This is a genomic window from Amycolatopsis xylanica (genome assembly GCF_900107045.1).
Lineage (GTDB): Bacteria > Actinomycetota > Actinomycetes > Mycobacteriales > Pseudonocardiaceae > Amycolatopsis > Amycolatopsis xylanica.
In genome coordinates, this window is record NZ_FNON01000007.1 from 407889 (window position 1) to 421374 (window position 13486).

General features: G+C 68.7%; 10 protein-coding genes. 7 read left to right on the forward strand and 3 right to left on the reverse strand.

From position 1 onward, the window contains the following. Position 1 precedes the first annotated feature (1 nt). A complete protein-coding gene (locus BLV57_RS31025; protein ID WP_091294790.1) occupies positions 2–406 on the forward strand; it encodes a PPOX class F420-dependent oxidoreductase in 405 nt (134 codons plus the stop codon). Positions 407–743: 337 nt separating this feature from the next. Here BLV57_RS31025 and BLV57_RS31030 read toward each other — a convergent pair whose 3' ends face one another. Next, positions 744–1907, reverse strand: coding sequence for a sensor histidine kinase (locus tag BLV57_RS31030; protein WP_176968884.1), 1164 nt, complete (start codon positions 1905–1907; stop codon positions 744–746). A 136-nt stretch (positions 1908–2043) separates the two neighbouring features. On the opposite strand from BLV57_RS31030, the gene BLV57_RS31035 reads away from it, so the two are divergent. Continuing rightward, complete coding sequence (locus BLV57_RS31035) at positions 2044–4785, forward strand: ATP-binding protein (RefSeq protein ID WP_091294793.1); 2742 nt, start codon at positions 2044–2046, stop codon at positions 4783–4785. A 53-nt stretch (positions 4786–4838) separates the two neighbouring features. Here the strand turns inward: BLV57_RS31035 and BLV57_RS31040 are convergent, their stop codons facing one another. After that, positions 4839–6050, reverse strand: a complete 1212-nt coding sequence (locus BLV57_RS31040; protein ID WP_091294795.1) for a family 8 glycosyl hydrolase — start codon at positions 6048–6050, stop codon at positions 4839–4841. 211 nt (positions 6051–6261) lie between these two features. On the opposite strand from BLV57_RS31040, the gene BLV57_RS31045 reads away from it, so the two are divergent. The 5 genes from BLV57_RS31045 (at position 6262) to BLV57_RS31065 (ending at position 12074) form a co-directional block, all read left to right on the forward strand. After that, complete coding sequence (locus BLV57_RS31045; RefSeq protein WP_091294796.1) at positions 6262–7035, forward strand: heparin lyase I family protein; 774 nt, start codon at positions 6262–6264, stop codon at positions 7033–7035. Between the two features lie 24 nt (positions 7036–7059). After that, on the forward strand, positions 7060–7944 hold the full coding sequence (locus BLV57_RS31050; protein ID WP_091294799.1) for a LysR family transcriptional regulator: 885 nt from the start codon (positions 7060–7062) through the stop codon (positions 7942–7944). 56 nt (positions 7945–8000) lie between these two features. Beyond that, positions 8001–9062: a tartrate dehydrogenase gene (locus tag BLV57_RS31055; RefSeq protein ID WP_091294801.1), complete on the forward strand. Its 1062-nt coding sequence runs from the start codon at positions 8001–8003 to the stop codon at positions 9060–9062. After that, a complete protein-coding gene (locus tag BLV57_RS31060) occupies positions 9059–9964 on the forward strand; it encodes an alpha/beta fold hydrolase (protein WP_091294802.1) in 906 nt (301 codons plus the stop codon). The genes BLV57_RS31055 and BLV57_RS31060 overlap by 4 nt, the downstream gene beginning before the upstream one ends. 109 nt (positions 9965–10073) lie before the next feature. Then, complete coding sequence (locus tag BLV57_RS31065; RefSeq protein WP_091294805.1) at positions 10074–12074, forward strand: FG-GAP-like repeat-containing protein; 2001 nt, start codon at positions 10074–10076, stop codon at positions 12072–12074. Positions 12075–12123: 49 nt separating this feature from the next. On the opposite strand, the gene BLV57_RS31070 is transcribed toward BLV57_RS31065, so the two are convergent. Further along, positions 12124–13311 (reverse strand): alpha/beta hydrolase family protein, encoded by a 1188-nt coding sequence (locus tag BLV57_RS31070; RefSeq protein WP_091294807.1) that lies wholly within the window; start codon positions 13309–13311, stop codon positions 12124–12126. Between the last annotated feature and the right edge of the window lie 175 nt (positions 13312–13486).

Below are 13486 nucleotides of genomic sequence, written 5' to 3' on the forward strand. Positions count from 1 at the left end.
CATGGTCACCAATGGACAGGCCCCGACCGACGCACTGCGTGAGTTCTGGAGCGAGCGGCACCTGTGCATGCTCACCACACTCCGGAAGGACGGCACGCCGCACGTGGTGCCGGTCGGGGTCACCGTGTCCGAGGACTTCTCGACGGCCCGCGTGATCTGCCGCCGGGGCAGCGTCAAGGCCGCCAACGTCCGCCGGGGTGGCTCCGACGGCGCCACCGTCGCGGTCAGCCAGGTCGAAGGCGGCCGTTGGTCCACTTTGGAGGGTCTCGCGGTCATCCGCGAGGACGCGGACTCCGTCCGTGACGCGGAAAACCGTTACGCCGTCCGGTACCACCGGCAGCCGACCCCGAACCCCGAGCGCATCGTCATCGAGATCAAGCTCACCCGCCGCCTCGGCATGGCCTAAAAGCTCGTGAATGTTTTGGCCGGTTAGAACCGGCCGGAACACTCACGACCCCTGGTCTCCTGTGGGCAGGCGGTGGGCGAGGGGTTCCCCTGCTGCACCCAACGGAGCAGGGGAGCCCCTCGTTCAACCACGAAAACCCTGTGCGAGTGGTACCTCTGCTCCGTTAGATGCAGCAAAGTCACCACTCGCGCCCGCCTGAGGCTGATCGCGCAGCGAGGGTGCCCCCGAGGTCGGCACCACGTCGAACTAGGCCGAGGAAGTCCGCACCGGCCAGCCCGGGAGAGGCCACCTTTGGGTTTCCCCTCAATAGAACCGGCCGTACCCACGCACGACCAAGTCAGGCGGGGACCCAGAGCAGGACGCGGGTGCCACGCCCCGGAGTCGAATCGACGCGAGCGCTGCCCCCGACCTCGGCCAGCCGCGCCAGTATCGAGTTCGCGATGCCGAACCCGGCGGGCCGGTCCGCCACGTCGAACCCCACGCCATGGTCACGCGCGATCACCGCGACGCCACCGTCCAGCTCGGTCACCCGCAGCACCGCTTCCTTGGTCCCCGCGTGCTTCATGGTGTTCTGCAGAGCCTCACGCGCCGCGTCGTGCAACGCCGCGCCGACCGGCGCGGGCACGTCGGCGATCTCCGATTCGACCAGCTGAGCGCGCAGCCCCTGCCCCGCCATCTCGCCGACCAGCGTCCGCAGCCGCGCGCACAGGCCCTCGGCGGGTTCCTCGGATTCGTCGAGACTCCGGCGCAGCACCATCGCCTGCTGGCGGGCGATCCCGCGCACCTCGGCGAGCCGGGCGGCCGGGTCGGCGGCGTCGCTGGGCGTCGCAAGAGCCAGTGACTCCAGGACCTGCAACACCGTGTCGTGCATTTCGCGGCGGTGCCGTTCACGCTCCTCCAGGCGGCCGCGGCTGACGAACGTGTCCGCGACCGACTGCAGTGAGGTCCCGATAAGCACCAGGCCGACCAAAGCGACGACCTCGCAGATCACCAGCGGGATGAGGCTGGCGCCGACCGATGCCAGCGGCACCAGCTCGCCGTTGTGCAGGCCGGACATGATCGCCAGCAGCGGCACGCTCGCCACGACGAGCACGGTGCCGGTGACCACGCCGCGCAGCAGCGTGCAGAGCGCGACCGTGCCCGCCAGGTACGCCCAGCTGATCCCCATCAGCACGGGGTACAGATGCGGTGGCGACGTCACCGCGACGAAGATGTTGAGCACCACCGCGTGCACCACGTCGACCAGTGGCACCGCGGTCGGCCGCGCGCGCATCCACATGGCGATGCCGACGTTGGCCGCGAGCAGCAGACCGCCGGTCGCCCAGAGCAGTACCGGCTCCCCCGACCCGTACACCGTCCTGATCGACCAGACGATCTGCATCATCGCCGCGATCCGGTACGCGATCGGCACCAAAGCCACGCATCGTGCGATCACCGGCGACGACAAATCGACCGAAGTGCCGGTGAACAGCACTTTCGGCCGGAAGCGCGGACCCCTCACTAGACCCTCTCCCCGCCCCAGCCCGGACACCTCCCCGAACAGCTCCATTCTTCTCCGGCCGGGCGCCGCTTAGCATCGGTGTAAACCCTTAATCGGCTAAGCTCCTCCAGGTCGCGGCAGGGAGGGAGGCCCATCGGTGACCGTGGTGGATCTGGTCGGGCGGGCACACGAGCTGGACACCATCGAAGCGGCACTCGGCGCCGTCGGCGACGGCACCTTGACCCTCATCACCCTCTCCGGCGATCCCGGACTGGGTAAGACGAGCCTCGTGCGGCACGCGTACGGCCACGCACGCGGCCTTGGCCTCAACGTCGGTTACGGCACCGCCTCCGAGCTGGAGAAACACACTCCGATGCTGGCCGTCGGCGACGCGCTCGGCGAGGCCGTCGGCGCTTATGACGTGCTCGATCCGGCCGCGGCGCTGGACGACGACGGCGCGTTGCTGCGCTATCAGCACTACCGCAGGCTCGCCGCGATGCTCGATTCCGGCTTCCTGCTCTGCGTCGACGACGTCCACTGGTGCGACGGCGCGAGCGTCGAGTTCATGGAGCATCTGCTGCGCCGCCCGCCGCCCGCTCCCGGTGTGCTGTTGTGCGCGTGGCGGCCGCGCCAGCTGACCGATCGCGTCGCCGCCGCGCTCCAGGCCGCGCATCCGCGCTGGTCACGACGTGAACTCGTGCTGAACCCGCTCACCGAGCAGGAGACCGCTCGGCTTGTGCCCGGCGGCGAGGCCGAACGGTTGCACGAGCTGACCGAGGGCAACCCGCTGTACCTGAACGCCTTGCTAAGCCTTGGCAAGGGCACCTGGACGAGCTGGGACACCGGCGCCGACGCGGTGCGTCTCGCGGTCGGGCGCGAACTCGCAGGACTGCCCCCGGAACACGCCGAGCTCGTCCGGACGGCGGCCGTCCTCGGCGATCCGATGGCCATGGAAGACCTCGTCGCCGTCACCGGCTGGCACCAGCAGACCGTCGGCTCGGCCGTCGAGAAGCTCATCGAACGCGACCTGCTGCGCCCGCATCACAGCAGGCTGAACCTGCTCACGTTCCGGCATCCGCTACTGCGCGCGCACCTTTATGACACCTCGAAGATCGAGTGGCGGCGCCAAGCCCACGCGAAGATGGCCGACACGCTGGGCAAGCGCGGCGAGAGCGCGGCGCGCCAAGCCGCGCACGTCGTCCACCACGCGCTGCCCGGCGACCTCGAGGCGGCCGAGCTGCTCTACCGCGCGGCCACCGAGGTGCTGCACACCGCGCCGACGAGCACGATCTCCTGGTCTCGCGCGGCGTTGCGCTTAATAAGCGAGGGAGAGCTGACGCGCCGGCTCTCCTTATTACTCGGCGAAGCGCTCAGCCTCGCTGGTAAGCCGGGCGCGGCGCTCGAGGTGTTGCTGCGGCTGCGCGCGGACGCCGGCGAGGATGTCGTGTTCGACGTCCGCGTCGCGATGAACTGCGCGTTCCTCTACCGTGTGCTGGGCAACTATCCGCAGGCGATGACGGTGCTGGACGACAAGCTCACCGACGCCGCGCCCCGGCTGCCCGCCGACTCGCCCGAGCTGGCCGACCTGCACATCGAACTCGGGACCGTGCTGCTGATGCTGGGCAACCCGCAGCGCGCGCGTGCCGAGCTCCGGACCGCGCTGCGGATCGCGTCCGCGCACGAGGGCGCCGAGCGGCGGCTCGCCGGGTACGCGGCGCTGGCGCTGGCCGACGCGTACGGCGGCAGCGCCACCCATCGCTCGCGGGCACGCGCGGCGGAACTGGCGGACGAGCTGGACGACGAGGCGTTCGGCCGCAGTCTCGACGCGATCGGCAAACTCGGGTGGGCCGAGGCGCTCACCGACCGGCCCGCCGACGCGCTCCGCCACGTCACGCGCGGGATCCGGATCGCGCGCGTGGCCAAGCAGGCCATGCAGCTGCCTTATTTGCTCACCTGCCTCAGTTACGTCCAGTTGCAGCTCGGCCGGGTCTCGGCGGCGCTGGCCACGGCGGAGACGACCGAAGAGACCGCGCTCGCGCTCGGCGACACCCAGTTCCAAGGAATGGCGCTGGCGTTGCGCGCCAACGCGGTGCTGGAACACCAGGGCGCGGCGCAGGCGGCGCTGCTGGCCAGCCGCGCGATGAAGCTGACCGATCCGCGCTCGTGGTGGGGTCAGGTCGCGGGCAGCATTCTCGCGAGAATCCGCCTGTACCAAGGACTTCCCGGCGAGGCACTGGAGATTCTCGAGCCACGGCGGCAGTCGATGGCCGTGCTTCCCTCCTGCAATGGCGCGCAGTGGATGTTCACCGCGGCCGCGGCCTCCGCGATTCTCGGCGACCTGGACTCCGCGCGGCAATGGGCGAGTGACGCGCAACGGTCCGCGGAAGTGTTCGGCTCCGTGCTCCAGCGAGGTCACGCTGACTTGGCGTCGGCGCAGATTCTGGGCCAGGAAGGGGATTTGGCGGCCGCGGTGGCGAGCGCGACGCACGCGGTGCGGAGTTTCGCGGACTACGGCGCGGGCGTCGACGAGATCCAGGCGCGCCTGCGCCTCGGCGAACTCCTGATGGAGCAAGAAGATCTGGCTGGTGCGAGCCTGCAGTTCGCCACCGCGAAGAACTCCGCGGCCGAGCACGAGGCGAACCGGTTGGTGCAGCGAGCCGTCGACTTCGAACGCCGGCTCGCGGCACGTCGCCCGAGGCCGTCGACGGACGCGTTGACCGACCGCGAACGTCAGCTCGCCGAGCTGGTCGGCGAGGGCTTGAGCAACACCGAAATCTCGGAAAGGCTTTTCCTGAGCCGGAAAACCGTCGAAGCACACCTGAGCCGGATCTACCGCAAGCTGCACATCAAGTCGCGCTCGGCACTCGCGACCTATGTGACCCAGCGAAAAGAGATTTAGCGGGCTTTATCCCGGGCGCTTTTCCCGGGATAAAGCCCGCTAAATCCCGGGCACTACGGTGCGATGAAGTTGCCGCTCAGGATGATGAGCACCTGGACGGTGATGCCGGTGCCGTAGTAGTCCGTGGCGTCCGGCGAGAAGCTGGTGATGCTGGTGAACAGCTTGTCCAGCCATGCCTGGCTGCCCGGGTCCGTCATCGCCGCGACCGCGAACGGCGCGGTGAAGCACGGGTGCTTGTCGCTCTCGAGCTTCGAGCCGCTCAGCGAGTACCCGGTGACGATCTTCGACGGGTCGCCGCCGGTGTTCGACTTGATCCAGGTGTTGATCTTCTTCACCTGGTTCAGCGCGGCGCTGCCTTCGGCCGTGATGGCGTCGGCGCCGAGGCGCCACGGGTCACGGCAGGCGTTCCAGCTGTACTTGCCGTCGTTCGGGCCCTCGAGGAAGTTCGAGCCCGCCGGCTTCGGGGTGCTGTTGGTGTTCACCACGAAGTCGGGCAGCAGGCCGGTGCTCGACGCGTACGACGACTGCAGCGAGGAGACCGCGCCTTCGTGCTTGCTGCGGATCGCGCCCCAGGTCGCGTCGCCGGTGGCCTTTTCGAACGCGCGGAAGTGACCCGGCATCCAGTCCGACGAGCGCGAGCTGTTGGTGTACTTGCTGTCGGTCGCCCAGTCGCCGAGGCGCATGAACTTGGTGCTGGAGTTGACTTCGCTCTTCTTGATGGCGTTGATGACGCGCACGGCTTCGGCCTTGTAGTTGTACGTGCCGCCGCTGCCCCAGACCTTGTCCGCGATCAGCAGGCCGTACGCGATCTCCAGGTCGCCGTCGGTGGCGGAGTCACTGCCGTTGACGCTCTTGCAGTTGCCGTCCTGCTCCGCGGCGTGCAGATCCTTGTTGTTCACCGACGGGTGCAACTTCACGAACTTCAAGATGCCGTCGAAGATGGCGTGCGCCTGCGAGTCCTTGCCCGCCATCAGCGCGGCGATGGTCATGCCGTAGCCCTCGCCCTCGGCGACGAAGGAGTGGTCGGCGTCCTTGGACAGCACCGCGTACGTCCCGGAACCACATTTGGTGGTGAGGAAGTTCTTCTTCCAGAAGTCGTAGTACTTCATCAGCGCCGCGTCCTGCACCGCCTGCGAGGCGGACGGCCGGATCGTGCCGGGAACGTAGGAACTCGCTTGCGTCGCGGCGGAGGCTCCCGCGGAAACCCCGAAGAGTCCCGCAGCGAGCGTGGCCGCCGTGGCCACCAAACCCAAAGTCTTTCTCATCGCTCTCCTCACCTCAGGACGGCTTTGTCAGTGGCGGCGATGCTGGGAAGCGTGACACGTGCGACACCGCGAATACAAGGGTGTTAGGAAACTTTCCTAACTATTACTCTGTGCGACTGAGTTGCCGATCGGACCAGTCCGTCGGAGGATTGCCTCACCGCCGTCACCACCCCTGCGCGCACCGAAGCGCGCTGAAGACCGCGGAGGTTCCATGTCCCCCATCAGCAGGCGTACCGCTCTCGGCGCGCTCGCGGCCACTCCACTGCTGCTCACCGTCCCGCCCGCGGCAGCGGTCCGAAGCGTGCTGTGGACCGGAGATCCCGCACGCGGCACCAAGGTGTTCGACGGCCTGGAGACCGATCCCGGCACGATCGGCGTAGCGGCCGACCCGCAGGGCAAGTACGGACAGTGTTTCCGGTACGACATCACCGACTGGGCCAACGGCAAGGAGCGCTGCGAGACACGCGGGCTCCGCAAACCGGACGGCTCGGTGCTGCGCATCGACAACTCGATGCTCGGCCAGACCCAGTACATCGGCTGGCGCTCGCTATGGCAGGGCATCAACCCGAACGACAAGTGGGTCTCGGTCTACCAGCTGCACATTTCCGGATACGAAGCCGGGAAGCCGCAGTCCGGGCCCTATGTGCTGCGGACGGTCGGCGACGGCAAGCTGAACTTCCAGCTCACCAACCCCAACGGCTCCAGCAAGCACATCTGGTCGATGAACTTCCCGCTGAACTCGTGGAACAGCTTCGTCATCGGTTACAAGATCAGCAAGGGGAACGACGGCTGGACCGAGTTCTGGGTCAACGGCAAGCAGCAGACGTTCAGCAACGGACAGACCCGCTACCCCGGCCCGACGATCTGGGGCGACCACCTCAACCACAAGTGGGGCATCTACCGTTCCGGCGGCAACAGTGGCAAAGCCTCCGCCTTTCTCAACGGCGCCAAGCTCGGCACGACGTACGCTGACGTAGCACTCTGACGAGGTCGTGGGGGAGGTTGCTGGGTGGAAGCGCGCCAGCTCGAGTATTTCCTGGCCGTGGTCGACCAGGGCGGCATCAACGCGGCCGCCCGTGCGCTGCACTTGGCGCAGCCGTCGCTGTCACAGGCCATCCGCGCGCTGGAACGCGACCTCGGCAGCAACCTCTTCCACCGCGTCGGCCGCAAGGTGATGCTCACCGAAGCGGGCCACGCGCTGATCGAACCCGCCCGGCAGGTGGTGCACGGGATGGACTTCGCGCGCGCCAGCGTCGAGTCGGTGGCCGGGCTGACCACCGGGCGGGTCGAGATCGCGACCATGCCGTCGCAGTCGGTCGAGCCGCTGAGCAGCATGATCAGCCGGTTCACCGCGCGGCGGCCCGGTGTCTCGGTGGTGGTGCGCGCCGCGTTCACCGCCAAGCACGTGCTCGACATGGTCCGCACCGGCATCGCCGAGATCGGCATGCTCGGCAGCAGCGAGCCGACCACCGCGTCCGGCATCCTGATGACCCCGGTCAGCAAGCAGCGGTTCGTGCTCGTGGTGCCGCCGGACAGCCCGTTCCCGCCCGGCGCCGCGGTCCGGCACGAGCAGCTGTCCGGGCAGCGGCTGATCGTCGGCCAGGAGGGCACCGGCATGCGCAGGCTGGTCGACGAGATCCGCGCGGCGGGTGTCGACCTGACAATCGCGATCGAAACCGAGTACCGCGAAGCCATCCTCCCCCTAGTGCTTAAGGGGGCCGGTATGGCCATCTTGACCGACGCCTGGACCACACTCGCGGAGGCCGCCGGAGCCAAGGTCCTGCAGCTCGACCCGCCCGCCTACCTGCACATAGCCCTCGCGCGGCGTATCGGCCCGATCACACCGGCCGCCCGTGAATTCCTGTCCGCGGCGGTTGATAGGTCAAAGCTATAAGGGTTGTCGACTACTCGTCTTAGACGGACCGGTAGCCGCCTGTTCAAACTTCCTTCATGACCCAGAACTTCCACATCGCCCTCATCCCCGGTGACGGTATCGGCCAGGAAGTCACCCCCGCGGCGCTCGACGTGCTCGACGTGGTCTGCAAGAAGCACGACCTGAACTTCACCTACGACGAGTTCGACTGGTCGTGCGAGCGCTACCTGCGCGAAGGCTCGATGATGCCCGCCGACGGCATCGACAGGCTCCGCGACCACGACGCGATCTTCCTCGGCGCCGTCGGGCGGCCGGAGGTGCCCGACCACCTCTCGCTGTGGGGGTTGCTGATCCCGATCCGCCGCCGGTTCCACCAGTACGTGAACCTGCGCCCGATCAAGGTGTTCGACGGCGTGGAGAGCCCGCTGCGCGGCGCGGTGCCCGGCGAGGTCGACTTCATCGTGGTCAGGGAGAACGTCGAGGGCGAGTACAGCGAGATCGGCGGGCGGCACAATCTGGGCCTGCCCGAGGAGATGGCCGTGCAGGAGGCCGTGTTCACCCGCGGCGGCATCACGCGCATCGTCGACTACGCCTTCGAGCTGGCCGCGCACCGCAAGGGGCGGCTGACCTCGGCGACGAAGTCCAACGGGATCGTGCACACCATGCCGTTCTGGGACGAGATCGTGCGCGAACGGGCCGTCGAGTTCCCCGGGGTGCGGTGGAACCAGGAGCACATCGACGCGCTGTGCGCCAAGATCGTGCTGCACCCCGGCCGGTTCGACGTGATCGTCGGCTCCAACCTGTTCGGCGACATCCTGTCCGACCTGGCGGCCGCCGTCGCCGGCAGCATCGGCATCGCGCCGGCCGGGAACATCAACCCCAGCCGCGAGTTCCCGTCCATGTTCGAGCCGGTGCACGGCTCCGCGCCGGACATCGCGGGCCGGGGCATCGCCAACCCGCTCGGCGCGATCTGGGCGGCCGCGATGATGCTCGAGCACCTCGGGCTGCCCGCGGCGGCGTCCGACATCACCGACGCGATGGCCGCCGTGCTGGCCAAGACCGACCTGCGCACCCCCGACCTCGGTGGCACCGCGACGACCGCCGAGTTCACCGCGAAACTCGTGGAGTACCTGCGATGAGCGTGCCACTGCCCGCCTCGTTCACGCGGCGGTCGGTGGACGCCGACGGCGTGCGGATCAACACGGTCGTCGGCGGCGAGGGACCGCCGGTCCTGCTGCTGCACGGCTACCCGCAGACCCACCTGATCTGGCATCACGTCGCGCCGCTACTGGCCGCCGAGCACACCGTGGTACTGGCGGACCTGCGTGGCTACGGCGACAGCGACAAGCCACCGTCCGGCGCCGAGCACGCCGGCTACTCCAAGCGCGTGATGGCGCTGGACATGGTGCGCGTGATGCGGGCGTTCGGGTTCGACCGGTTCGCCGTGCTCGGCCATGACCGCGGCGCCCGCGTCGGGCACCGGCTCGCGCTCGACCACCCCGGCGCGGTGACCGCGCTGGCCGTGCTCGACGTGGTGCCGACGCTGCACGCGTTCCAGCGGGCCGACACGCATTTCGGGCTCGGCTACTACCACTGGTTCTTCCTCGCGGCGGGTGACGGGATCCCCGAGCGGCTGATCGGGAACGATCCCGAGTTCTGGGTGCGGTCCAGAATGGAGGCACGCCATCAAGGTGGCGTGCCGTTCGACCCGGCCGCGCTGCGCGAGTACGTGCGCTGCTTCTCCGACCCGGCCGCCATTCACGCGTCCTGTGAGGACTACCGCGCGGCCGCCTCGATCGACCTGGAGCACGACGACGCGGACGCGGCTCAGGGCCTGGTCGTCACCTGCCCGGTGCTCGCGCTGTGGGGCAGGCACAGTTTCGTCGGCCGGACCTACGACGTGGTCAACGTCTGGCGCGAGTACGCCACCGACGTGCAGGGCTACGCCTTGCCCTCCGATCACTACGTGCCGGAGGAAGCGCCGCTCGAGCTCGTGAGTGCCTTCCAGGCGTTCTTGGCCACGGTCGTCGCCCCCTGCTAGCCTCGGGTGTCACTACTGGGGTAGTCGCGCTCGACCAGGAATCGGCACCTTTTTCAGCATCGAAAAAGGGCGCCGATTTTCTGGTGCGCGAGGAAAATCTGGGGACTTGATGAGACAGACACGTACTGGCCGTTTTCTGGCCACCCGTTTTCTTGCGACACTGGCCACGGTCGCCGCGGGCGCGGCACTCGCCGCGGCGCCCGCAGGCGCCATCGCGGGTGGCGGCCCCTCGCTCGGGGACGCCTACTCGTTCGTCGCGAAACTGACCGTGGGCACCCGGACCTGCTCCGGCGTGCTGATCGACGCGCAGTGGGTGCTCTCGGCGAACGCCTGCTTCACCGAGAACGCGGGCCAGGGTGGCGCGCCGAAGGTCGCCACGCAGGCGACGCTCGGGTCGCAGTCGCGCGCGGTGGTCGACCTGGTCACCAGGCCGGACCGCGACGTGGTGCTGGCCAAGCTGGCGAGCCCGGTCACCGGCATCGACCCGGTGCGGGTCGGCACCGCCGCGCCCGCGCCGGGCGAACGGCTGCGAGTGGCCGGTTTCGGCCGTACCGATACCGAGAACGCTCCCGCGAAGCCTTATGCCGGAACGCTTTCGGTGACCTCGGTGGCCGGGACGACCATTGACGTCTCGGGCGACGCAGCCATCTGCAAGGGCGACTGGGGCGGGCCCGCGTTCCGCGAGACCGACACCGGCGTCGAGGTCGTCGCGTTGCACAGCACCTCGCTGCAGCACGGCTGCGTCGGTGAGACAGAGACACGCGACGGCGCCGTCGAGTCCCGCGTGGACAATCTGGATGGCTGGCTGGAGCGCCAGATCACCGCGCTGACCGCGGTTCCCGCCACGCAGCACGCGATCGCACTGAGCTGGCGTCCACTGTGGTACTCCTCGTTCAAGGTCTACGGCTCGACCTCGCCCGAGGTGCCGGTCGGCCCGGCCACGCTGCTCGGCACGGTCACCACGCCGTCGTTCACGCACGCGGCGCTGCCCGCCAAGCAGACCTGGTACTACCGCGTCGTGCCGGGCACCGGCGCCGCGTCCGAGCCGGTTTCGGCGACGGTCAAGGGCCAGACCGGCCGCCCGGACTTCACCGGTGACGGCCGCGACGACATCGCCGCCTCGTACGACACCGGTGGCGCGTCGAACAAGATCTTCGTGTGGAACGGCGGCTCGCCCGCGCTCGGCGTCCCGACCCAGCGCTGGGAGACCACCCCTGGCAACTGGGAGGCCTACCGCGCACGCTGGCTCAGCGGTGACTTCAACGGCGACGGCCGCACCGACGCGGCGGCGTTCTACAACTACAACGACGGTCTCACCAAGCTGTGGGTGTTCTACGCGAACGCGACCGGCTTCGACTCCCCGGTCGTCAAGTGGGACGGCGGGTTCGGCAACACGGCCGCGCAGAACGCCAAGTGGGTCGCGGGCGACTTCAACGGTGACGGCAAGACCGACATCGGCGGCTTCTACGACCTCGGCAACGCGCAGACCAAGCTCTACGTCTGGACCGGCAAGGCCGACGGTTTCGCGGACCCGGTCGAGCGCTTCGACAGCAGGCCCGGCAACTGGGAGTCCTACCGCGCCAACTGGATCAGCGGCGACTTCAACGGCGACGGCCGCACCGACCTCGCGGCCAACTACAACTACGGCGGCGGCGTGGTCCGGATCTTCGTGGCGTACTCGACCGAGAGCGGCAACGTCAACCCGGTCGAAAAGTGGTTCAGCGGCGCGGGCAACTACGCCGCGGAGAACGCGCGCTGGATCGCGGGCGACTACAACGGCGACGGCCGCGCCGACATCGCGGGCCTGTACGACCTCGGCAACGCCAACACCAAGATGTTCACCTGGTACGGCACACCGACCGGTTTCCTCGACCCGGCTGCGACTTGGGAGACCGGCAACGGCAACTGGGAACTCGGCCAGTCACGCTGGGTCTCCGGTGACTACAACGGCGACGGGCGCACCGACCTCGGCGCGTTCTACAACTACGGCAACGGCTGGGTCCGCATCTTCGTCTCGTACGCGACCCCGACCGGCGTCAACCACCCGACCGAGCAGTGGGACTCCGGCCCGAACAACTACCAGGCCGAGTCAGCTCAGCTGATTCCGTAACGGGGTCGTGAGTGGTATGGCCGGTTCTAACCGGCCATACCACTCACGACTACTTCAGGCCGTCGAACCAGCCGAGCACCTGCGGGAGCGCCTGGAAGAACGAGGCGTAGTGATCGATCCCGCCGAGATCGGTCACCGGCGCTTCGACACCGCGCCTGGCCAGCTCGGCCTGGCAGTGCTTCGCGTTGGTGATCGTGACGTCGGTGTCGCCGCGCGCGGCGAAGAGCCGGATCGGCACGGTGACCCGCCACGAGCACGTCCCGTCGGTCGCCCTGATGGCGTCGAGAAGGCCACCCGCCGGGTGCCGCATCCGCTCGATGTACTGGGGCGTGAACAGCAGCTCCGGACGCGGCGGCAGCTGGGGGAAGATCTTGTCCTCGCCGAGGCTGCCGTCGAACAGCGCCTCCACGCCCAGGTAGCCCGGGTTGAAGACCTCCTCGGGGCGGTCGTAGATCCGGTGCAGCCGGTTCATCGAAACCGTCCAGTACGCCAGGTAGAAGGTGCCCGTCTCCGGCGCCACCTCGCCGTTGTCCAGCACACCCGGCAGCTCGGCGTGCTGGACGTCGTACGGCCCGTTGATCGGGGCGAGCCCGCGCACCCGTGAGCCGGGGTCGGCGCCGTCACGCAGCGCCTTGCCGAGCGCCATCGCCGCGTGGCCACCCTGGGAGAACCCGGTGAGGTAGACGTCGCGGTCGAGCTTGCGATGCTGCCGCGCGGCGAACTCGCGCGCGGCCTTGAGCAGGTCAACCGAAGCTGTCGCTTCGGAAGCCTTGTCGCCGTACGGATGGAATCCTGGCCCGGCGCCGAGGCCGAGGTAGTCGGGCGCGACCGCGGCGTACCCGGCCGACGCGATGAGCAACACGGCGGGCCGGTCCATGGTCTCGGGCGTCATCGACGCCACGTCGTCACGGCCGGTCCTGGTGCCGTGCGTGTACGAAACGACCCGCGGCGACCCGGCGCGGCGCGGGAGCGCGACGAGACCGCTCGCGGTCGTCGGGCGGCCGTTCGCGTCGATCGTGCGATAGACGACGCGGTAGGCGTCGACGCCGTATTTGGCCCGGCTGTCCGAGAAGGGGCCGAACGCGCCTTTCAGGTCGCTTTGGTCGAGCGTTTGGACCAGTTCCTGGCTCACGAGCGCGCCGCGTGCCGGGTGACCGGCGACGGCCATCGCGGGCGTCGTCAGCAGCAACCCGGCCGCGAGCACGGTCGCGACCACCTTGGTGCGGAGTGTTTTCATGCGGTCAAGCCTGCTGCGCCCGCGCTCGCGGTCCCAGCCGGTGAACCGGAGAGCCTGAGGTGGGGACCGCCCTACGACCGCCGCTTCTCACGCCGTGCGAAACCCGACCATCGGCTTGTTGACCAGGTCCGTTCGCTATCGCATTCTATACATCATATATCACCGGGTTCGAAAG